The organism is Streptomyces sp. UG1 (assembly GCF_049974585.1).
GTDB lineage: Bacteria > Actinomycetota > Actinomycetes > Streptomycetales > Streptomycetaceae > Streptomyces.
Genome location: NZ_JBNGGG010000003.1, coordinates 292,388 through 313,768, shown reverse-complemented (window position 1 = coordinate 313,768; position 21,381 = coordinate 292,388). Strand labels below are relative to the sequence as shown.

The 21,381-nt window shown below is 70.5% G+C and carries 15 protein-coding genes; 6 read left to right on the top strand and 9 right to left on the bottom strand.

What is annotated here, in order from left to right; translation table 11 throughout:
• Window positions 1-47: 47 nt before the first annotated feature.
• A complete protein-coding gene (locus tag ACP4J3_RS05305) occupies window positions 48-629 on the bottom strand; it encodes a GNAT family N-acetyltransferase (protein ID WP_426530881.1) in 582 nt (193 codons plus the stop codon).
• A gap of 271 nt (window positions 630-900) precedes the next feature.
• On the opposite strand from ACP4J3_RS05305, the gene secA reads away from it, so the two are divergent.
• Window positions 901-3,750 (top strand): preprotein translocase subunit SecA, encoded by a 2,850-nt coding sequence (gene secA, locus ACP4J3_RS05300; RefSeq protein WP_426530879.1) that lies wholly within the window; start codon window positions 901-903, stop codon window positions 3,748-3,750.
• 74 nt (window positions 3,751-3,824) lie between these two features.
• Here the strand turns inward: secA and ACP4J3_RS05295 are convergent, their stop codons facing one another.
• Window positions 3,825-4,451 (bottom strand): Rv3235 family protein, encoded by a 627-nt coding sequence (locus ACP4J3_RS05295; RefSeq protein ID WP_426530877.1) that lies wholly within the window; start codon window positions 4,449-4,451, stop codon window positions 3,825-3,827.
• Between the two features lie 326 nt (window positions 4,452-4,777).
• On the opposite strand from ACP4J3_RS05295, the gene ACP4J3_RS05290 reads away from it, so the two are divergent.
• Together ACP4J3_RS05290 and ACP4J3_RS05285 are read left to right on the top strand one after the other, a co-directional pair.
• The gene (locus tag ACP4J3_RS05290) at window positions 4,778-5,293 is read left to right on the top strand and encodes a DUF6912 family protein (RefSeq protein WP_426530875.1); all 516 of its coding nucleotides are present in this window, start codon (window positions 4,778-4,780) and stop codon (window positions 5,291-5,293) included.
• Window positions 5,294-5,382: 89 nt separating this feature from the next.
• Window positions 5,383-6,048 (top strand): HAD family hydrolase, encoded by a 666-nt coding sequence (locus ACP4J3_RS05285; RefSeq protein WP_426530873.1) that lies wholly within the window; start codon window positions 5,383-5,385, stop codon window positions 6,046-6,048.
• Between the two features lie 174 nt (window positions 6,049-6,222).
• Here the strand turns inward: ACP4J3_RS05285 and ACP4J3_RS05280 are convergent, their stop codons facing one another.
• Window positions 6,223-6,789, bottom strand: coding sequence for a DJ-1/PfpI family protein (locus tag ACP4J3_RS05280; RefSeq protein ID WP_426530871.1), 567 nt, complete (start codon window positions 6,787-6,789; stop codon window positions 6,223-6,225).
• Between the two features lie 703 nt (window positions 6,790-7,492).
• Between ACP4J3_RS05280 and ACP4J3_RS05275 the strand changes: the two genes are divergently transcribed.
• Window positions 7,493-12,427, top strand: a complete 4,935-nt coding sequence (locus ACP4J3_RS05275) for an NAD-glutamate dehydrogenase (RefSeq protein WP_426530869.1) — start codon at window positions 7,493-7,495, stop codon at window positions 12,425-12,427.
• 59 nt (window positions 12,428-12,486) lie between these two features.
• On the opposite strand, the gene ACP4J3_RS05270 is transcribed toward ACP4J3_RS05275, so the two are convergent.
• Together ACP4J3_RS05270 and ACP4J3_RS05265 are read right to left on the bottom strand one after the other, a co-directional pair.
• Window positions 12,487-13,314 (bottom strand): ABC transporter ATP-binding protein, encoded by an 828-nt coding sequence (locus ACP4J3_RS05270; RefSeq protein WP_426530867.1) that lies wholly within the window; start codon window positions 13,312-13,314, stop codon window positions 12,487-12,489.
• The gene (locus ACP4J3_RS05265; protein ID WP_426530865.1) at window positions 13,307-14,227 is read right to left on the bottom strand and encodes an ABC transporter permease; all 921 of its coding nucleotides are present in this window, start codon (window positions 14,225-14,227) and stop codon (window positions 13,307-13,309) included. The genes ACP4J3_RS05270 and ACP4J3_RS05265 overlap by 8 nt, the downstream gene beginning before the upstream one ends.
• 193 nt (window positions 14,228-14,420) lie before the next feature.
• Here ACP4J3_RS05265 and ACP4J3_RS05260 point away from each other — a divergent pair, with 193 nt between their 5' ends.
• Complete coding sequence (locus ACP4J3_RS05260) at window positions 14,421-15,059, top strand: TetR/AcrR family transcriptional regulator (protein ID WP_426530863.1); 639 nt, start codon at window positions 14,421-14,423, stop codon at window positions 15,057-15,059.
• Window positions 15,060-15,307: 248 nt separating this feature from the next.
• Here ACP4J3_RS05260 and galE read toward each other — a convergent pair whose 3' ends face one another.
• Window positions 15,308-16,288, bottom strand: coding sequence for a UDP-glucose 4-epimerase GalE (gene galE, locus ACP4J3_RS05255; RefSeq protein ID WP_426530861.1), 981 nt, complete (start codon window positions 16,286-16,288; stop codon window positions 15,308-15,310).
• Window positions 16,289-16,393: 105 nt separating this feature from the next.
• Complete coding sequence (locus ACP4J3_RS05250) at window positions 16,394-16,855, bottom strand: MarR family winged helix-turn-helix transcriptional regulator (RefSeq protein ID WP_426530859.1); 462 nt, start codon at window positions 16,853-16,855, stop codon at window positions 16,394-16,396.
• A gap of 120 nt (window positions 16,856-16,975) precedes the next feature.
• Between ACP4J3_RS05250 and ACP4J3_RS05245 the strand changes: the two genes are divergently transcribed.
• Window positions 16,976-17,389 carry an organic hydroperoxide resistance protein gene (locus ACP4J3_RS05245; protein WP_194045431.1) on the top strand — a complete coding sequence of 138 codons (414 nt, stop codon included), beginning with the start codon at window positions 16,976-16,978 and terminating at the stop codon, window positions 17,387-17,389.
• A gap of 14 nt (window positions 17,390-17,403) precedes the next feature.
• Here the strand turns inward: ACP4J3_RS05245 and ACP4J3_RS05240 are convergent, their stop codons facing one another.
• Window positions 17,404-18,996 (bottom strand): hypothetical protein, encoded by a 1,593-nt coding sequence (locus ACP4J3_RS05240; protein ID WP_426530857.1) that lies wholly within the window; start codon window positions 18,994-18,996, stop codon window positions 17,404-17,406.
• An 82-nt stretch (window positions 18,997-19,078) separates the two neighbouring features.
• The gene (locus ACP4J3_RS05235; protein WP_426530855.1) at window positions 19,079-21,274 is read right to left on the bottom strand and encodes a bifunctional glycosyltransferase/CDP-glycerol:glycerophosphate glycerophosphotransferase; all 2,196 of its coding nucleotides are present in this window, start codon (window positions 21,272-21,274) and stop codon (window positions 19,079-19,081) included.
• Window positions 21,275-21,381 lie beyond the last annotated feature (107 nt).

Genomic DNA, 21,381 nt, shown 5'->3' with positions numbered 1-21,381 from the left:
CCGGCACTGACAATGCGGGCTGAGCTGGGGATTTGCCCGAGAGGGCGCTACGCCTGCCGATTCCTCGGCGGCAGGTACGGTGCCGTCGACGGCAGCGCCAGGTCCGACGGGAGCAGGGAGCCCACCCAGCAGTCCCGGCGTACGCCCTGGTGGACGATGGCGGAGCGGAGGGTGCCCTCGAAGGCGAAGCCGGCCCGTTCGGCCACCGCGCGGGAGGGCCCGTTGCCGACCTCCGCGCGCCATTCCACGCGGTCGATCGACAGATCGACGAAGGCCCAGCGGGAGGCGGCGAGGACGGCCTCGGTGACGTAGCCGTTGCCGCGGTGCTCCTTCGTGCCCCAGAAGCCGATCTCGGCCTCGCTCATGGAACGCATCGTGAGACCGAGCATGCCCACCAGATCCTCCCCTTCGGGGAGGAAGAGCCCCCAGGTGAACATCGAACCGTTCTTCCAGCCGTCGGGGACCAGTTGTTCCGTGAAGCTGTGCGCGTGCTCGCGCAGATAGGGCGAGGGGATCGTCGTCCAGCGCTGGATGGCGGGATCCTGGGCGGCCTCGTACACGGCATTGGTGTCGTTGGGGCCGACCGTGCGCATCAGCAGGCGGTCGGTGGTCAGCGTGACGGGTTCCATCGGCCGATTCTCCCCGTGGCCTCGGCGCAGGCGCCAACGCTTATGCGGTGGGTGAGCGTGTGATCGCATTTCGCACAATTCATGGGCGCAACGCGGCACCATCCGCGACCTCCGTCCGTTGTCCCCTTTGACGGAGATTTGAAGCAGTGGACGCTCGTCGCCCCCGGCAGGCTCCCGGCGCGGCGGGGTCCTCGCTTACGATGGCCGTTGCTCAGTCAAGTCAAATGGAAACCGACCGTCCCAGGCCCGACCGGCAAGGAGACCAACCCCCGTGTCCGTCCTCTCGAAGATCATGCGTGCAGGCGAAGGCAAGATCCTGCGCAAGCTGCACCGCATCGCGGACCAGGTCAACTCCATCGAAGAGGACTTCGTCGACCTCTCCGACGCCGAGCTGCGGGCCCTCACCGATGAGTACAAGCAGCGGTACGCCGATGGCGAGACCCTGGACGATCTGCTGCCCGAGGCCTTCGCCACGGTGCGCGAGGCCGCCAAGCGCGTCCTCGGCCAGCGGCACTACGACGTCCAGATCATGGGCGGCGCGGCGCTCCATCTCGGCTATGTGGCCGAGATGAAGACCGGTGAGGGCAAGACGCTCGTCGGCACGCTGCCCGCGTATCTGAACGCCCTGTCCGGCGAGGGCGTTCACCTGATCACGGTCAACGACTACCTGGCCGAGCGCGACTCCGAGATGATGGGCCGCGTCCACAAGTTCCTCGGCCTGAGCGTCGGCTGCATCCTCGCCAACATGACGCCGACCCAGCGCCGCGAGCAGTACAACTGCGACATCACGTACGGCACGAACAACGAGTTCGGCTTCGACTACCTGCGCGACAACATGGCGTGGTCCAAGGACGAACTCGTCCAGCGCGGCCACAACTTCGCCATCGTCGACGAGGTCGACTCCATTCTCGTCGACGAGGCCCGTACGCCGCTGATCATCTCCGGCCCCGCCGACCAGGCCACCAAGTGGTACGGCGACTTCGCCAAGCTGGTCACCCGCCTGAAGAAGGGTGAGGCGGGGCAGCCGCTCAAGGGCATCGAGGAGACGGGCGACTACGACGTCGACGAGAAGAAGCGCACCGTCGGCATCCATGAGTCCGGTGTCTCCAAGGTCGAGGACTGGCTGGGCATCGACAACCTCTACGAGTCGGTCAACACCCCGCTCGTCGGCTACTTGAACAACGCCATCAAGGCCAAGGAACTGTTCAAGAAGGACAAGGACTACGTCGTCATCGACGGCGAGGTCATGATCGTCGACGAGCACACCGGCCGTATCCTCGCCGGCCGCCGCTACAACGAGGGCATGCACCAGGCGATCGAGGCGAAGGAAGGGGTGGACATCAAGGACGAGAACCAGACCCTCGCCACGATCACCCTTCAGAACTTCTTCCGCCTGTACAAGCGCCACGACCACAACGGCAAGGAAGTCCCCGGCCTCTCCGGCATGACCGGTACGGCGATGACCGAGGCCGCCGAGTTCCACCAGATCTACAAGCTCGGCGTGGTCCCGATCCCGACGAACAAGCCGATGATCCGCAAGGACCAGTCGGACCTGATCTACCGCACCGAGGTCGCCAAGTTCGAGGCGGTCGTCGACGACATCGTCGAGAAGCACGCGAAGGGCCAGCCGATCCTCGTCGGTACGACGTCGGTCGAGAAGTCCGAGTACCTGTCGCAGCAGCTCAGCAAGCGCGGCGTTCAGCACGAGGTGCTGAACGCCAAGCAGCACGACCGTGAGGCGATCATCGTCGCCCAGGCCGGCCGCAAGGGCGCCGTCACCGTGGCCACCAACATGGCCGGCCGTGGTACCGACATCAAGCTCGGCGGCAACCCCGAGGACCTCGCCGAGGCGGAGCTGCGCCAGCGCGGCCTCGACCCCGAGGAGCACATCGAGGAGTGGGCCGCGGCTCTGCCCGCCGCCCTGGAGAAGGCCGAGCAGGCGGTCAGGGCGGAGTTCGAAGAGGTCACGGACCTCGGCGGGCTCTACGTCCTCGGTACCGAGCGGCACGAGTCGCGTCGTATCGACAACCAGCTCCGCGGTCGTTCCGGCCGTCAGGGCGACCCGGGCGAGTCCCGCTTCTACCTGTCCCTCGGCGACGACCTGATGCGCCTGTTCAAGGCCCAGATGGTCGAGCGCGTGATGGCGATGGCGAACGTCCCGGACGACGTGCCGATCGAGAACAAGATGGTCACCCGCGCGATCGCGTCCGCCCAGTCGCAGGTCGAGCAGCAGAACTTCGAGACCCGTAAGAACGTCCTGAAGTACGACGAGGTCCTCAACCGCCAGCGCGAGGTCATCTACGGCGAGCGGCGCCGCGTCCTGGAGGGCGAGGACCTGCACGAGCAGGTGCAGCACTTCATGGACGACACCATCGACGCCTATGTCGGCGCGGAGACCGCCGAGGGCTTCCCGGAGGACTGGGACCTCGACCGGCTGTGGGGCGCGTTCAAGCAGCTCTACCCGGTGAAGGTGACCGTCGAGGAGCTTGAGGAGACGGCCGGCGACCGGGCCGGTCTGACGGCCGAGTTCATCTCCGAGTCCATCAAGGACGACATCCACGAGCAGTACGCGGCGCGTGAGGAGCAGCTCGGCTCCGAGATCATGCGTGAGCTGGAGCGCCGGGTCGTGCTGTCGGTCCTGGACCGCAAGTGGCGCGAGCACCTGTACGAGATGGACTACCTCCAGGAGGGCATCGGCCTGCGCGCGATGGCGCAGAAGGACCCGCTGGTCGAGTACCAGCGCGAGGGCTTCGACATGTTCACCGCGATGATGGAGGGCATCAAGGAGGAGTCCGTCGGCTACCTGTTCAACCTGGAGGTCCAGGTCGAGCAGCAGGTCGAGGAGGTCCCGGTCGAGGACGCCAAGCCGGTGGCCGACCTGGAGAAGCAGGACGCGGTGCCGGCGCAGGCGGGCGCGCGCCCCGAGATCCGCGCCAAGGGGCTCGAGGCTCCGCGCCGTCCGGACCGGCTGCACTTCACCGCGCCCAAGGTGGACGGCGAGGGCGACATCGTCGAGGGCGACTTCGCCAACGGCGACGAGCCGGTGCGCTCCGAGGCGGACGGCCTCACGCGCGCGGAGCGGCGCAAGCAGGCGCGTGGTGGGCGGCGTCGTAAGAAGTAAGGGCGGCTGATGAAAGGGCCGGGTCTCCTTCGCGGGGACCCGGCCCTTCGCTCTTGAGTGGCTCGGGGAAGCTGTCAGTCGTCGTATGTGTGTGGCCTGCGAGGGCCGCCCAGTTCCACTGCCGTGCAGCGCCAGCGGAGGTCGCCGCCCTGTTCCAGGCGGAATGCCATGGCGCGCAACTGATCGCCGGCGCCGATGCGGGCGAAGACCTCGAGGGCGCCCGGGCGGGGCTCGAAGTAGCCGATGTCGCGGACGACGGGGCGGGTGCCGCGGGTGCGCAGCGGGCCGCGTTCGGCGAGCCAGGCGAGTTCGTCGTAGGCGCGGCCCGCGGTGTGGCGGAGCATCGAGTGCACGGGGCGCTGGCCGCTGAGGACCAGCAGGAGGCGGTCGGCGAAGACGTCGGTGGGGCGTGGGACGGCGGGCCTGGGCTTGCGCGGGGTGGGTTCGGCTGCCGGGGCGGGCAGGCTGCGCGGCGTCCGGGGCGAGGCCGGAGCGGCCGGTGGACGGGTGTCGGCGGGGCCTGTGCGGGCGCGGGTGCCCGTCGTGTGCGGGGAGCCTGGTGGGCGGCCTCCCGGGGACGTCGTACGGGATGGGCCGCCGCTCGGTGTGCGGGGCGGGGCCCCGGCGGGGCGGCGGGAGTCGCGGCGGGACGGTGGGCGGGTGCTGGGGCGGTGCTGTGTCCTGGTCATGACCTTGTGCATGGGGTCCCCGTTCGGCGGGCCCGGGGATACCGGGCAGTAACTTCGTGGTTGGTGATCTTGTACGGGGTCGTGAGGGCCGGCGGCAAGGAAGCGAAGGCCCGGACGGGGCGGCCGGAATCTTCACTTATCCGGGTGATCGGCGGGCGCGGGAGGCCGTGATGGCAAGGGTGCACCGGGTGAGTTCGTGGATCGGAGTGGACGCCGCGGGAGATGGTGGTGGGGACTCGAAAGGGGACACCCGCACGTATCCTGAAGGCCCTCCGGGAGGCGCGGGAGCGCCCTCTGAGAGTTCTTGCGGAGCCTTACGAACACGAAAGCGGTCAGCCATGCGCGTCTACGTCCCCCTGACCCTCCCCGGTCTCGCCGAGGCGTACAAGACGGGCGAGCTGGGGGCCGGGCCGCTCGTCGCGTACGCCGTCACGCCCGCGTTGCGCGAGTGGTACCTCTCCGACGACATCGAGGAGTTGGAGTACGCGGCGCTGAACCGGGCCGCGCTGGCCTCGCTGCGGCTGCTCGCGGCGGACGCGGGCGCCGTGCGGCGGCGGGTCGTGGTCGCCGCCGATGTGCCGGACGGGGCGGCCGTCGCCGACCCCGACCGGGGGCTGGATCCCTCGGCGCTGGGCGAGGTGCGGATCGCCGGGGGCGTGGCGCTGGGCAAGGCGGCGGCCGTGCATGTCGACGCGGGGGACGCGGAGGCGGATGTGGCGGCGGCCGCGGCGGCGCTGGAGGCGGCGGACGGCGGGGACGACGACGCGCAGTTCGTCGTGGACGGGGCCGAGGACCATGAGCTGCTGTGGTACGCCACGCAGGAGATCCCGAACCTGGTGGGGCTGGGGGACTGAGTCGCGGCGCCGCGCCTTCCCTACTCGCTGTGACCGGCTGTGACCTGCTGTTCTCTTGATTGTCAGTGGTGGCGGGTACGGTTTTTGGCATGGGGAAGCAGCTAGGGGCGCACATTGTCTGGGACTGGAACGGGACGCTGTTCCACGACAATGACGCGATCATCGGGGCGACGAACGCGGCGTTCGCCGAGCTCGGGCTCGAGCCGATCACGATGGAGCAGTACCGGGCGCTGTACTGCGTGCCGGTGCCGAAGTTCTACGAGCGGTTGCTGGGGCGGCTGCCGACGGATGCCGAGTGGGTCGTCATGGACGAGACCTTCCATCGGTACTACACCGAGCACCGGGTGGGGTGCGGGCTGACCGACGGTGTGGCGGAGCTGCTCGTGCGGTGGCGGTCGGCGGGGCGCAGTCAGTCGATCCTCAGCATGTACGGGCATGACGAACTCGTGCCGCTGGTGCGGGGGTTCGGGATCGAGGACCACTTCATACGCGTCGAGGGGCGGACCGGGCCGTCCGGGGGCAGCAAGACCGAGCACATGGTGCGGCACATCGAGGCACTGGCGAGCGTGGATCCGGCCCGCACGGTGGTGATCGGGGACGCCGCCGATGACGCGGTGGCGGCGTTGCACGTGGGGGCGCGGGCCGTGCTCTACACCGGGGGGTCGCACAGCCGGGCGAGCCTGGAGGAGGTGGGCGTGCCGGTGGTGGACACGCTGGGGGATGCGGTCGCGGAGGCGGAGCGGCTGGCGGCCTGAGCGAGGGCATAGTGGTCGGCGGCCTTAGCGGGGCGGAGCGCTCTGCGGCCTGAGCGGCGGCCTGAGCGCAGGCGGAGCGGTCGGTGGCCTCGACGCGAAGCGCAGGGGTCGGCGGCCCGAGCGGAGGCGGCTCGGCGCGGCGCCGTGTACGCCGCGCCGTCTGGTTCGCCGTTGTCAGGTCACCGGGGCCTTGGCGCGCAGGACGGTCAGGAACTCCCTCATCCACGCCGAGTGGTCCGGCCAGGCGCGGGACGAGACCAGGGTGCCGTCGACCACCGCCTCGGCGTCCTGGAAGGTGGCGCCGGCTGCCTGCATGTCCAGCTCCAGGGCGGGGTACGCCGTGACGCGGCGGCCGCGCAGGCCGTCGGTGGCGGCGGTGATCAGGGGGCCGTGGCAGATCTGGGCGACGGGCTTGTCGGAGTCGAAGAACGACTTGAGGATCTTGCGCAGCTCGGGGTCGTTGCGGAGGTACTCGGGAGCGCGGCCGCCGGGGATGACGATGGCGACGTAGGCGCCGGGGTCGACCTCGGAGAAGGCGAGGTCGGCGGGCCAGGTGTAGCCGGGCTTCTCGGTGTAGGTGTCGAAGCCGGGTTCGAAGTCGTGGACGACGAACTGGAGCTTCTTGCGGGTGGGGGCCGCGATGTGGACGTCGTAGCCCTCTTCGCGGAGGCGCTGGTAGGGGTAGAGGACCTCCAGGGACTCCGCGGCGTCGCCGGTGACGATGAGGATCTTCGTTGTCATGTCGGGTGCGCTCCTCTTGTGGGCCGTGGTGAGCGGCTCCGTCGGGCTGGCCTACTGGCAACGTGCCTCGGGGCGGGGGGATTGCCAAGAGGCCGTGCGGGGTGCTGCGCAGGCCGGCCGGCGATGGCCTGTTTTCGGACACGGGTTGCCTTCCATGGCCCGCCTTCGGCCTCTGTTTCCGGTGTGGGTGTGCACCTCGGCTCCACACCTCACCCTCCCTCTCCACACCCCACTCCGCCAGTTACGCGAGTTACGCCCTCCCCGAGCCCTTTGCCCCTGTGCAGAACGTCAAAGTTCTCCCCCCGGTTTTGTACACATACGGCTCATGACGGGGGGCCTGTAAGGAGCGATAGCCTTAGTGGCGTGATCAGCGCGATAGTTCGCGGGGGCATCGGTGCCCCTGCCCTGCGCCCGGGCAGCACGGAACACATCCGTGACCGGGCGGCGGTCGCTGGTCCTCGCGGGCGGGAGGGGGCCGGAAGGGCTCCCGGGAAGCCATGCGCACCCTGGGCCCGGGCATCGCAGAGAGCAGCGTCACACCCTGCGGGCAGCTCAAGATTGGCTCATATAACCCCGCTCATCCCACCTCGCGGCATAGCGTCGAAGCAGACCGGACACCCCGCGTCGCGGCGTTACGCCGGAGGGGACGACACCGTACTTCCTTCAACGTCACGCAACGGCGCGCGACAGGAGCCAGAGGACAATGCAGACCAAGCTGGACGAAGCCAAGGCCGAGTTGCTCGAGAGGGCCGCCCGGGTAGCTGAGAACAGCCCGGTCGGGGGGTATCTACCGACTGGGACCACGGACGAGAGCAGCCCCGGCACCCCGGACCACGACACCGTGCTCTCGTTCCTCCAGCGCTACTACCTGCACACCGCCCCGGAGGACCTCAGCGACCGCGACCCGGTCGACATCTTCGGAGCCGCCTTCTCGCACTACCGTCTGGCCGAGAACCGCCCCCAGGGCACGGCCAACGTGCGGGTTCACACGCCCACCGTGGAAGAGAACGGCTGGACGTGCAGCCATTCCGTCGTCGAGGTCGTCACCGACGACATGCCCTTCCTGGTCGATTCCGTCACCAACGAGCTGACCCGGCAGGGGCGGGGGATCCATGTGGTCATCCACCCCCAGGTCTTCGTCCGCCGCGACGTCACCGGCAAGCTCATCGAGATGCTCCCCGCGCCGCCGACCGGCGAGCAGTCGCACGACACCCACACCGAGTCCTGGATCCACGTCGAGTTCGACCGCGAGACCGACCGCGGCGACCTGAAGCAGATCACCGCCGAGCTGCTGCGCGTCCTGTCCGACGTCCGCGAGGCCGTCGAGGACTGGAGCAAGATGCGGGACGCGGCCCTGCGCATGGCCGACGAGCTGCCCGCCGAGCCCACCTCCGACCTGCGTGAGCAGGAGATCGAGGAGGCCCGGGAGCTGCTGCGCTGGCTGGCCGACGACCACTTCACCTTCCTCGGCTTCCGCGAGTACGAGCTGCGCGATGACGACTCGCTGGCCGCCGTGCCGGGCACCGGCCTGGGCATCCTGCGCTCCGACCCGCACCACGCCGAGGACGAGAACCACCCCGTCAGCCCGTCCTTCGAGCGGCTGCCGCGCGACGCCCGGGCCAAGGCCCGCGAGCACAAGCTCCTCGTCCTCACCAAGGCCAACAGCCGGGCGACCGTGCACCGGCCGTCGTACCTCGACTACGTCGGGGTGAAGAAGTTCGACGAGAACGGCGAGGTCGTCGGCGAGCGGCGCTTCCTGGGGCTGTTCTCCTCCGCCGCCTACACCGAGTCCGTCCGGCGGGTGCCCGTCATCCGACGCAAGGTGGACGAGGTGCTCCAGGCCGCCGGGTTCTCGCCCAACAGCCACGACGGGCGCGACCTGCTGCAGATCCTGGAGACCTACCCGCGCGACGAGCTCTTCCAGACCCCGGTCCCCGAGCTCCAGCGGATCTCCACCTCCGTCCTCTACCTCCAGGAACGGCGCAGGCTGCGCCTCTACCTCCGCCAGGACGAGTACGGCCGCTACTACTCCGCCCTCGTCTACCTCCCGCGCGACCGCTACACCACCGGCGTGCGGCTGCGGATCATCGACATCCTGAAGGAGGAGCTCGACGGCATCAGCGTCGACTTCACCGCCTGGAACACCGAGTCGATCCTGTCCCGGCTGCATTTCGTCGTCCGCGTCCCGCAGGGCACCGAGCTGCCGCAGCTCAGCGACAGCGACAAGGAGCGCATCGAGGCCCGGCTCGTCGAGGCCGCCCGCTCCTGGGCCGACGGCTTCGCCGACGCGCTGAACGCCGAACTCGGCGAGGAGCGCGCCGCCGAGCTGCTGCGCCGCTACTCGGGCGCCTTCCCCGAGGGCTACAAGGCCGACCACACCCCGCGCTCCGCAGTCTCCGACCTGGTCCACATCGAACAGCTCACTGAGGAGAACGACTTCTCGCTGAGCCTGTACGAGCCGGTCGGCGCCGCCCCCGAGGAGCGCCGCTTCAAGATCTACCGCAAGGGCGCGGCCGTCTCCCTGTCCGCCGTACTGCCGGTCCTCAGCCGGCTCGGCGTCGAGGTCGTCGACGAGCGGCCGTACGAACTGCGCTGCGCCGACCGCAGCGTCGCCTGGATCTACGACTTCGGCCTGCGCATGGCCCCGTCGGCCGGCGCCGGTGAGTACCTCGGCGACGACGCGCGCGAGCGGTTCTCGGAGGCCTTCGCCGCCACCTGGACCGGCAAGGCCGAGAACGACGGCTTCAACGCCCTCGTGCTGGGCGCCGGGCTCACCTGGCGGCAGGCGACGGTGCTGCGGGCGTACGCGAAGTACCTGCGCCAGGCCGGTTCCACCTTCAGCCAGGACTACATGGAGGACACCCTCCGAAACAACGTCCACACCACGCGTCTGCTCGTCTCCCTGTTCGAGGCGCGGATGTCGCCGGACCGCCAGCGCGCGGGCCGCGAGATCGTGGACGCGCTGCTCGAAGAGGTCGACGCGGCGCTCGACCAGGTGGCGAGCCTGGACGAGGACCGGATCCTCAGGTCCTTCCTCACCGTGATCAAGGCGACGCTGCGCACGAACTTCTTCCAGGAGGCGAACGGCGGCCAGCCGCACGACTACGTCTCCATGAAGTTCGACCCGCAGGCCATCCCGGACCTGCCGGCGCCGCGTCCGGCGTACGAGATCTGGGTCTACTCGCCGCGCGTCGAGGGCGTGCACCTGCGCTTCGGCAAGGTCGCGCGCGGGGGCTTGCGCTGGTCCGACCGGCGTGAGGACTTCCGCACCGAGATCCTCGGCCTGGTCAAGGCGCAGATGGTGAAGAACACCGTCATCGTGCCGGTCGGCGCCAAGGGCGGCTTCGTCGCCAAGCAACTGCCGGATCCGTCCGTGGACCGGGACGCGTGGCTGGCGGAGGGCATCCGCAGTTACCGGACCTTCATCTCGGCGCTGCTCGACATCACCGACAACATGGTCGCCGGTGACGTCGTGCCGCCGCCGGACGTCGTACGGCACGACGAGGACGACACCTATCTGGTGGTCGCCGCCGACAAGGGCACGGCGACGTTCTCGGACATCGCCAACGAGGTGGCGCAGTCGTACAACTTCTGGCTTGGCGACGCCTTCGCCTCCGGCGGCTCGGCCGGCTACGACCACAAGGGCATGGGCATCACCGCGCGCGGCGCCTGGGAGTCCGTCAAGCGGCACTTCCGCGAGCTGGGCGTGGACACGCAGAGCGAGGACTTCACGGTCGTCGGCATCGGCGACATGTCCGGTGACGTGTTCGGCAACGGCATGCTGCTCAGCGAGCACATCCGCCTGGTCGCCGCCTTCGACCACCGGCACATCTTCATCGACCCCAACCCCGACGCGGCGACCTCCTACGCCGAGCGCCGCCGCGTCTTCGAGCTGCCCCGCTCGAGCTGGGAGGACTACGACACCACCCTGCTCTCGGCCGGCGGCGGCGTCTTCCCGCGCAGCGCGAAGGCCATCCCGGTCAACGCGCACATCCGCGAGGCCCTGGGCATCGAGGGCAAGGTCTCCAAGATGACCCCGGCCGAGCTGATGAAGGCGATCCTGAAGGCGCCGGTGGACCTGCTGTGGAACGGCGGCATCGGTACGTACGTCAAGGCCAGCACCGAGTCGCACGCCGACGTCGGCGACAAGGCCAACGACGCCATCCGCGTCGACGGCGCCGATCTGCGGGTCAAGGCCGTGGGCGAGGGCGGCAACCTGGGTCTGACCCAGCTCGGGCGGATCGAGTTCGCGCGGCACGGCGGCAAGATCAACACCGATGCCATCGACAACAGCGCGGGCGTGGACACCTCCGACCACGAGGTGAACATCAAGATCCTGCTCAACGGGCTGGTCGCCGACGGCGACATGACCGTCAAGCAGCGCAACAAGCTGCTCGCCGAGATGACCGACGAGGTCGGCCGCCTGGTGCTGCGCAACAACTACGCGCAGAACACGGCGATCGCCAACGCCCTGGCCCAGTCCGGCGCCATGCTCCACGCCCAGCAGCGCTTCATGAAGCACCTGGTCGGGGAGGGGCACCTGGACCGGGCGCTGGAGTTCCTGCCCACCGACCGCCAGATCCGCGAACGCCTCGGCGCCGACCACGGCCTGACCGGCCCGGAGACGGCCGTGCTGCTGGCGTACACGAAGATCACGGTCGCCGACGAGCTGCTGCACACCACGCTGCCGGACGACCCCTATCTGAGCACGCTGCTGCACGCGTACTTCCCGACCGCGCTGCGCGAGCGGTTCCCGGAGTACCTCGTCAGCCACCCTCTGCGCCGGGAGATCACCACGACCGTGCTGGTCAACGACACGGTCAACACGGGCGGTACGACGTATCTGCACCGGCTGCGCGAGGAGACCGGGGCCTCCCTCGAGGAGATCGTCCGGGCGCAGACCGTGGCCCGCGCGATCTTCCGCTCGGCGGAGGTGTGGGACGCGGTCGAGGGGCTCGACAACAAGGTCGAGGCCGCCGTGCAGACGCGGATCCGGCTGCATTCGCGCCGTCTCGTGGAGCGCGGCACGCGCTGGCTGCTCAACAACCGGCAGCAGCCGCTCGAACTCGCCGACACGGTCGACTTCTTCAGCGACCGGGTCGAGCAGGTGTGGTCCGAGCTGCCGAAGCTGCTGCGCGGCGCGGACCTGGACTGGTACCAGCAGATCCACGACGAGCTGACCGCCGCCGGCGTCCCCGTCGAACTCGCCACGCGGGTCGCCGGGTTCTCCGCCGCCTTCCCGACGCTCGACATCGTCTCGGTGGCCGATCGCATGGGCAAGGACCCGATGGACGTCGCCGAGGTCTACTACGACCTCGCCGACCGGCTGCACATCACCCAGCTCATGGACCGCATCATCGAGCTGCCGCGCGCCGACCGCTGGCAGTCCATGGCCCGCGCCTCCATCCGCGAGGACCTCTACGCCGCCCACGCGGCCCTGACCTCGGACATCCTGGCGGCCGGCAACGGCACCGCGACGCCCGAGCAGCGCTTCAAGGTGTGGGAGCAGAAGAACGGCGCGATCCTCGGCCGGGCGCGCACCACCCTGGAGGAGATCCGCTCCTCGGACTCCTTCGACCTGGCCAACCTGTCGGTGGCGATGCGCACGATGCGAACGCTGCTGCGGACACACACGTGAGCGGTGTGACGCCGTAAGGCGGCGGTCCCCCATACGTACGCGTATGGGGGACCGCCGCCTTACGAAGGAACCGGCGCGGCCTTCGGCTTCGGCTTGGGCGTCTTGTCGCCGGTGAACGCCTCGTATTCCTTGAGGACCTCGTCCGTCGGGCCGTCCATGCGCAGCTCGCCGCGCTCCAGCCACAGGACGCGTTCGCAGGTGTCGCGGATGGACTTGTTGTTGTGGCTGACCAGGAACACGGTGCCGGCTTCCTTGCGCAGCTCGCGGATGCGGTCCTCGGAGCGCTTCTGGAAGGCACGGTCGCCCGTCGCCAGGGCCTCGTCGATGAGCAGGACGTCGTGGTCCTTGGCGGCGGCGATGGAGAAGCGCAGGCGGGCCGCCATGCCGGAGGAGTAGGTGCGCATGGGGAGGGTGATGAAGTCGCCCTTCTCGTTGATGCCGGAGAAGTCGACGATCTCCTGGTAGCGGTCCTTGATCTGCTCACGGGACATACCCATGGCGAGGCCGCCGAGGTGGACGTTGCGCTCGCCGGTGAGGTCGTTCATCAGGGCCGCGTTGACGCCGAGCAGGGAGGGCTGGCCGTCGGTGTAGATGTGGCCGTTCTCCACCGGGAGCAGGCCCGCGACGGCTTTGAGCAGCGTCGACTTGCCGGAGCCGTTGGTGCCGATGAGACCGATCGCCTCGCCCTTGTACGCCACGAAGGAGACCTTCTTGACGGCGTGCACCTTGCGCACGCCCGCCGCCTGCTCGGCCCGCCTGCGGCGCAGGATGCGGTTGAGGGCGGCGGTGGCGGAGCCGCGGCCGGCGCCCGTGCCGTTGACGCGGTAGACGATGTCGACGGCGTCGGCGATGACGGTGGGGGTCTTCTCGCGGGTGTTGTCAGCCACGGCCGTACGTCTCCTCAGCCTTCCAGAAGTAGATGAAGCCGCCGGCGCCGGCCAGCAGGGCCCAGCCCGTGGCGATGGCCCACACGTGCGGCGGGAGCTGGCTCGCGTGGAAGCTGTCGATCAGCGCGAAGCGCATCAGGTCGATGTAGACGGCGGCCGGGTTGGCCTGCAGGGCCGTGATCACCCAGGACGGCAGGTCCTTGTCGCTCAGCATGTGGCTGATGCTGAACATCACGCCCGACGCGTACATCCAGGTGCGCAGCACGAACGGCATGAGCTGGGCGATGTCCGGGGTCTTGGCGCCCATCCGGGCCATGATCATCGCGATGCCCGCGTTGAAGGCGAACTGCAGCACCAGCGCCGGGACCGCCAGCAGCCAGGAGGCGGAGACCGGGATGCCGAAGCAGAGCAGGATCACGACCAGGGCCGCCATCGAGAACAGCAGTTGCTGGAGCTGCTGCAGCGCGAAGGAGATCGGCAGCGCGGCACGCGGGAAGTGCAGGGCCCGTACGAGGCCGAGGTTGCCGGAGATCGCGCGGGTGCCCGCCATGATCGAGCTCTGGGTGAACGTCCACACGAACACCCCCGTCACCAGGAACGGGATGTAGTCCGGCACGCCGCGGCTGGTGCCCATCAGCTTGCCGAAGATGAAGTAGTACACCGCCGCGTTCAGCAACGGCGTCAGCACCTGCCAGACCTGGCCGAGCTTCGCCTGGCTGTACTGGGCGGTGAGCTTGGCGGTGGCGAAGGCGCCGATGAAGTGGCGGCGCGCCCACAACTGGCGGATGTACTCGGGCAGGGAGGGCCGGGCACCGCTGACCGCGAGGCCGTGCCGGGCGGCGAGGGCCGCGAGGTCGTGGGCCTCGGGTGGGGCGGGGGCCGTCTGGGGCGGTGTGTGGAGGGCCTGGGTCACATCCGCTGCTTTCGCTCGGGAGGGGGGTTGGGGGGTGGGCACCGGAGGAGCCGAAGGGGTTGGGCAGGGCCGGACGAGCCGGGGTCCTTACGCTTCTCTTCACGTTTTCTTACGTCGGGACGGGACCGTATCGTCGCAACGTGAGCGTAAGTCGAGTGGACGTCGGAACGCAACCGTTTCGTCGTAACGCCCTATGCTGGTCCGTATGACGACCAACGCCGATCAGCCCCAGACGCCGCCGCGGCGCCGGACTCCCGCAGGGGCCGCCGTGCTCCGGGAGGACGTGACGGAGGCCATTCGCGCGGCCGTCTTCGAGGAACTCGCCTCCGTCGGCTACGCGCGCATGTCCATCGAGGGCATCGCACGCCGGGCGGGCGTCGGCAAGACCGCGGTGTACCGGCGCTGGCGTTCCAAGCTGCACCTGGTGCTGGACGTGGTGTCGGCGGTGGCGGTGATGGGGCTGCCCGTCCCGGACGCCGGCTCCCTGGAGGGCGACCTGCGGCTGCTGTACGAGGTGACCGCGCGCGCCCTGCGCCACCCCCTGGCCTCGCAGATCCTCCCGGACCTCCAGGCCGAAGCGGCCCGCAGCCCCGAGATCGCCGAGGCCGTGCAGAAGGCGCTGCGGGACGGGCAGGCGAGCGTCGCCAGCGGCATCGTGATGGCCGCGGAGAAGCGCGGCGAGGTGCGTGCGGGCATCGACGAGGAACTGGCGCTCGACTTGATCTCGGGCCCGCTGTACTGGCGTTCCGTGGTGATCCGCAGCCCCAAGGTGCCCAAGGGCTATCTGGACGCCCTGGCCCGCGCGACCGCGCACGCCCTCAAGGCGCTCTGAGCAGGCTCACGGTGGGGCGCGCAGGGCGAGGAGTTCGGGGGCCGGGGTCTCGATCGTGAAGGCGCACCTCGACGACGCCCCGTACTACCGCCGTACGCCCGGTGTCGAGGTGCGGGGGATCCGGGAGTGGACGCCGGTCGTGGGTGGCGGGTGGCCGGGCTGGGCGGTCAGAGGCCGGGCCGGCCCGGCCACGGCCCGTGCCCGCAGCACCCCTTCGCCAAAGCCCGGCAACGTCGGCTCAGCTCAGCTCAGCTCCGCGCCGCCTCCGGATGCATTCGCACCCAGCCCGCCCAGGCCGACGTGATCATGTCGTCCACCCCGTACCGCGCCTTCCAGCCCAGTTCGGTGGCGATGCGGTCGGCCGAGGCGACGACGCGGGCCGGGTCGCCGGGGCGGCGGGGGGTGACGGTCGGGGGGCGGTCGTAGCCGGTGACGGCGTTGATCTGGTCGATCATCTCGCGCACCGAGACGCCTTCCCCGCGGCCGATGTTGAGCGTGAGGTCGAGGCCGGGCGAGCTCTGGAGGGCGCGGGCCGCCGTCACATGGGCCTCCGCCAGGTCGACGACGTGGATGTAGTCGCGGACGCAGGTGCCGTCGGGGGTCGGGTAGTCGTCGCCGAAGATGCGCGGGGGCGCGTTCTGCGTCAGCTTCTCGAAGACCATCGGGATGAGGTTGAAGACCTCTACGTCGGCGAGTTCGGGGGTGGCCGCGCCGGCCACGTTGAAGTAGCGCAGGCATGCCGTGGACAGGCCCGTCGCGCGGCCCGTCGCCCGGACCATCCATTCGCCGGCCAGCTTGGTCTCGCCGTACGGCGACATCGGCGCGCACGGCGTCTCCTCGGTCACCAGGTCGACGTGGGGCATGCCGTACACCGCCGCCGAGGAGGAGAAGACGAAGGACCCCACCTCCGCCGCCGTCACGGCCGCCAGGAGGACGCGCAGGCCCTCGACGTTCTCCCGGTAGTAGTGCAGGGGGAGGTCGACCGACTCGCCGACCTGCTTCTTCGCCGCCAGGTGGACCACGCCGGTGATGCCGTGGTCCGCGAGGGCGCGGGCCACCCGGTCGCCGTCCAGCGTCGAGCCCACGACCAGCGGGACGCCGTCCGGCACGCGCTCGGCGATGCCGGTGGACAGGTCGTCGTAGACCACCGCGTCCTCGCCCGCCTCCGTCATCGCCCGTACGACGTGCGCTCCGATGTAACCGGCGCCGCCGGTGATCAGCCAGGTCATGTGGGCCGCCCCCTCTTCGATGAGCCCGTGGTTTCCGTGGTCTGCACCAGTGCAAGCGCCGGTGCCAGTGACAGTGAAGCAGGCGATGGAGCCTGACTGCCGCCCCTACGACTCCTCCAGCGCCGCCGCGTCCAGTGCCGCGGTGAGCTGGTCCAGCCGTGCCCGCAGCTCGCGGATCTCGTCCACGTCGAAGCCCGTCGCCGCGGCGATCCGGCGCGGCACCTGCAGGGCCCGCTCGCGCAGCGCGGTGCCCTCGTCCGTCAGCCGCACCTCCACGGAGCGCTCGTCGCGGGCGCTGCGCTCGCGGCGTACCAGACCGGCTGCCTCCAGCCGCTTGAGCAGGGGCGACAGGGTGCCGGAGTCCAGGCGCAGATGCTCGCCGAGCTTCTTCACGGGCAGGTCGCCGTGCTCCCACAGCACCAGCATCACCAGGTACTGCGGGTAGGTGAGCCCCAGGTCCTTCAGGACCACGCGGTAGACGCCGCCGAAGGCGCGGGAGGCGGCGTTCAGGGAGAAGCAGATCTGCTGGTCGAGGCGGAGCCAGTCCGCCGTGGGCGTGGTCGTCATGGTTCCAGGGTAACCCCTGTTCGCCACTTAGTTGTGTGCAATTGAATTGTGTGCTCTACTTGTGGTCGTGCGGCGGCCGCCAACAGAGCCGCCGGAACGTGACGAGAGGGATGGTTATCCATGGACGCGCTCTACACCGCCGTCGCCACCGCCACCCACGGCCGTGAGGGCCGTGCCGTCTCCAACGACGGCAAGATCGACCTCCCGCTGAGCATCCCGGTGGAGATGGGCGGCAACGGGCAGGGCACCAACCCCGAGCAGCTCTTCGCCGCCGGATACGCCGCCTGCTTCGGCAGCGCCCTCGGCCTCGTCGGCCGCCAGGCCAAGGTCGACGTCTCCGACGCCGCCGTCACCGCCGAGGTCGGCATAGGCAAGCAGGGCGAGGGCTTCGCCCTGGCCGTCACCCTGCGCGTCGAGCTGCCCGACACGCTGGACGAGGCGACCGGCCGCAAGCTGGTCGAGCAGGCCCACCAGGTCTGCCCCTACTCCAACGCCACCCGCGGCAACATCCCGGTCGAGCTCGTCATCGAGTAACCGCGTAGGGACTGTCACCCGATCCGCGCCAGCACCTCCCCCGTCTCCCGGCTCCACGCCACCACCACCGCCTCCTCCGGCACCCGCTTCCACCGCGTCAGCAGCAGCCAGCGCGCGTGGTAGCGCCGGGCGACGGCCGTGCGCTCGGCGCGGGTCGACGACGGGGCGAGGTAGGCGCGGACAGCGGCGAGCCGGCGCTCCCGCTCCCGCTCCTCGAGGGCGGGGTCGGGCCAGACCGGCGCGGCGAGGTTGAGCCCGTACCCGGGGAGGGAGCGCGGGCCGTGGTGCCCGTCGGAGATCACCACCTCGCCCTTCCCGACCTGCCGCGCCACCCAGGCGTACGACGGCCAGCGCGACGGCTGTTGCAGCCCGACCGGATCCAGCGCGCGCGGCAGCACCGCCCCGCCCTGCACGGTGAGGAACCCGACACAGGCCCCGGCCGCCGCGGCCCCGCCCAGCGCCCGCCGCGCCCTGCCCCACGGCCGGGGCGCCGCCAGCTCCACGGCCAGCGCGAACTGCGGCGCCACCAGGGTGAGCCCGAGGATCCTGCCGTAGGTGTAGTGGCCGCTGACCCAGCCGTACGCCACGAGCAGGCAGTCGAGCGTGAACAGCAGCACCAGTGGATCCCGCCGGGAGTCGCGCCGCCAACGCAGCCACAGCGCTGGCAGCCCGAGCAGCGCCAGCCAGAACTGCCCGGGCAGACCCTCGTACAGCCGCTGGTGCAGCCGGTCCGCGCCGCGGTCCCCGGCCAGCGTGAACACGTCGAAGTACGGCCAGGCCCAGGCGACCAGCACCGCGGCCCCCGCCGTCACCCCCCAGCGCACCACCACGGCGGCGCCCCACCCCCGCTGCCACCCGGCGATGAACGCCACCGCCCCCAGCGCCGCGGCCGCCGCCGTGATCGGATGGATCAGCAGGATCAGCCCGTACAGCGCGCCGAGACCCGCGTACCCGGCGCACCCCGGCAGCCCGCTCGGCCCGACGTACCGGACCTGCCCCTGCCCCCGGGCCCGTGCCCCCGTCCACGCCCAGGCCCAGAAGGTGAGCCCGACCGCGAACGCCGACGGGTAGCCGAGGTTCCCCGTCATCGACATCAGGCTCGGATACCCGCTCCACCCGGCCCGCTCGGTGCCCCACAGCAGCGTCATCGCCCCCAGCGCCAGCACCGGCGCCCACGGCCTCGGCGTCAGCACCCGCACGAAGCGGCCGACGCCGGTCAGCAGCACCAGCAGATGCAACGCCCCGGCCGGCCGCACCACCTCCCAGCCGCCCAGCCCGGTCAGCCGCGCGAACACGCCCTGCGCGACCGCGTACGGCGAGTAGTACGGGCTGCCCGCGCCCGGCAGGTCCGCCGTCGGATGGCCCGGGTGGAGCAGATCCGCCTTCAGCCGCTCCACCACCGCCGCGTGCTGGCCCGCGTCGCAGCACGGCGGCACGGCCCAGTACGCCAGCAGCATCACCAGGAAGAACAGGAAGCCGAAGACCATGTACGGCGTCGGACGCGGGCCGCGACCACCGTGCAGGGCGCTCGCACCGCGTACGTCCCTCCGGGCGACGGTGCCGGCGACCGCCGCTCGTGCGGAGGGATTCGCGTTGGCCTGGGGCATTTGCCGTATGTTCCCGAACGGGTCAACGGCATTGCCTCACGTCATCACATCGAGTGAGTCGGCCCATGGAGTGTCAGGAGCGTCACGCGGTCGGTGACGGCACGGGGTGGCGTCGGTCGAGCGGTACGACCGGCGGGGTGCCCGTCTCGCCCAGCACCACCCGGCGTACCACCCGCTCGGCGGCCCGCCCGTCGTCGTGCGGGCAGAACCGCTCGCGGAACGCCGCCCTGAGCTGGGCGGAGCGCGAGCCTCGCCAGTGACCGGTGGCGAAGATGTCGATCAGCTCGTCCTCCCCGCGCGCGACCGCGCCCGGCGGAAAGGACCGCAGGTCGAAGTAGGTGCCACGGGCCGCCTCGTACGCCTCCCAGTCGTCGGCGTGGATGACGATCGGCCGGTCCAGATTGGCGTAGTCGAACATGATCGACGAGTAGTCGGTGACCAGGGCGTCCGAGGCGAGGCACAGCGACTCGACGCTCGGGTGGTCGCTGACGTCGATGACCCGGCCGGACGGGGCGTCGACGAGCGGGCCGCCGTGGCGGTGGTGGGCGCGGGCCAGGATGACGTAGCACGGGCCCAGGCGGCGCAGGACGCGATGCAGGTCGAGAGCGCAGCGCTGGGTGCGACGGTAGTCGCGGTGGGTGGGGGCGTAGAGGATCACGACCGAGCCCTCGGGGACGCCGAGCTGCTCGCGGATCCGGGTCACGTCCGCCGAAGTGGCCCGCTGGAAGACGTCGTTGCGCGGGCTGCCGTACTCGAGGGTCGTGTACTCGCCCGGGTACACCCGCTCCCAGGCCAGGGTGGAGTGGCGGTTGGCGGACACGACGTAGTCCCACTTGTCGATGTCGTCGAGGACGTCGTCGACGTCCATGTCGCCGCCGGCCGCCGGGCGTTCGCACAGGTCCAGGCCCATGTGCTTGAGCGGGGTGCCCCGTTGGGTCTGCACGACGACCTGGCCCCGGCGCTTGACCAGGCGGCGGTCGAGGCCGGCGTTGTGCACGAGGTACTTGGAGCGGGCCAGGGCCGTCCAGTAGGCGGCCGTGCCGGGGCGCAGCCGACGGGTGCCGGGCCGGACGGTGTCCTGCTGACCGGCGTCGGCGATCCAGGCCGTGCGGATGTGCGGGGCGTGGGTGCGGAACGCCTGCTCCAGGGCGCCCGGGGCGCAGCCCTGGCCGCGGACGCCGTGCGCGCCGAAGACGGCGCGGTCGGCCCGCACGGGCAGCCTGCGCTGGACGCGGTAGTGCAGCCGCAGCGCGGCCGAGCGCAGGGACTTCAGCAGGCGGTCGGCGGCCTTGGCGGTACGGCGCAGCAGGGCCGCCGTGCGCCGCAGGGCGCGGTAGGTGCGGTGCAGGCCCAGGCGGATCAGCGTGCAGTGCAGACGGGCGCGCACCGGGACGGGGACGCCGGGGGTGCGGTAGCGGCGGTAGTACGTGCGGGCCGTGCGCAGGAACGCGGTGCGGCTGCGGCGCGGGAGGCGGTCGCGGCGGGCGAACACCACGAGCAGATGGTCGACCATCCGGCGGAACAGCAGCGGGCGCCAGCGGGCGAGTTCGGGGTGGCGGTCGACGTAGGCGAAGACACGGTCGTACTGCTCGAAGACGTCGAAGTGGCGCGGGCTGACCGTGCCGAGGATGCCGCCCCGGCGCCGCTGCCGGTAGTGCACGCACACCCGGTCCAGGGTCGCGATCGACTCCGCCGTCATCAGAACCGGGTACGTCCAGGGCGTGTCCTCGTAGTAGCCGGACGGGAAGGCGAAGCCCCTCTCCTCGACGAAGCCGCGCCGGCAGGCCTTGTTCCAGGCGACCATCAGCATCCGCAGCAGCCCCGGGCGGTCCGTGAGGCGGAAGGGCGCCGGGCCCTTTTCGGTGAGCCGGGCGGCGGCCTGGTTGCGGACCGTCTCGCCGGTCCAGTGGGTGCGCGCGTAGTCGTAGACCAGGACGTCCGGGTCGCCGGTCTCCTTCAGCCGGTCGGCGATGGCGTGCAGGGCGCCCGGGGTCAGGCTGTCGTCGCTGTCCAGGAAGATCAGATAGTCGCCGGTGGCCCGCGCGATGCCCGTGTTGCGGGCGGCTCCCAGGCCCTGGTTCTCGGCGAGGTGCACCGCGTGCACGCGCGGGTCGCGGGCCGCGAACTCGTCGACGATCGCCCCGCACGCGTCCGGTGAACCGTCGTCGACGGCGATCAGTTCGAGATCGGGGTACGACTGGCTGAGCACCGATTCCAGGCACTCGTGCAGATACGCCTGCACCTGGTACACGGGGACAATGACACTGAACCTGGGCAAGGGGCATCCATCGATCGGTACGGGCGTTCGGCCCGGGAACGGCCAATGGAGTGACTTGGTTACGGGACCTACGGCATACGAGGGACCGTAAGTGGACGCCAAGGGGG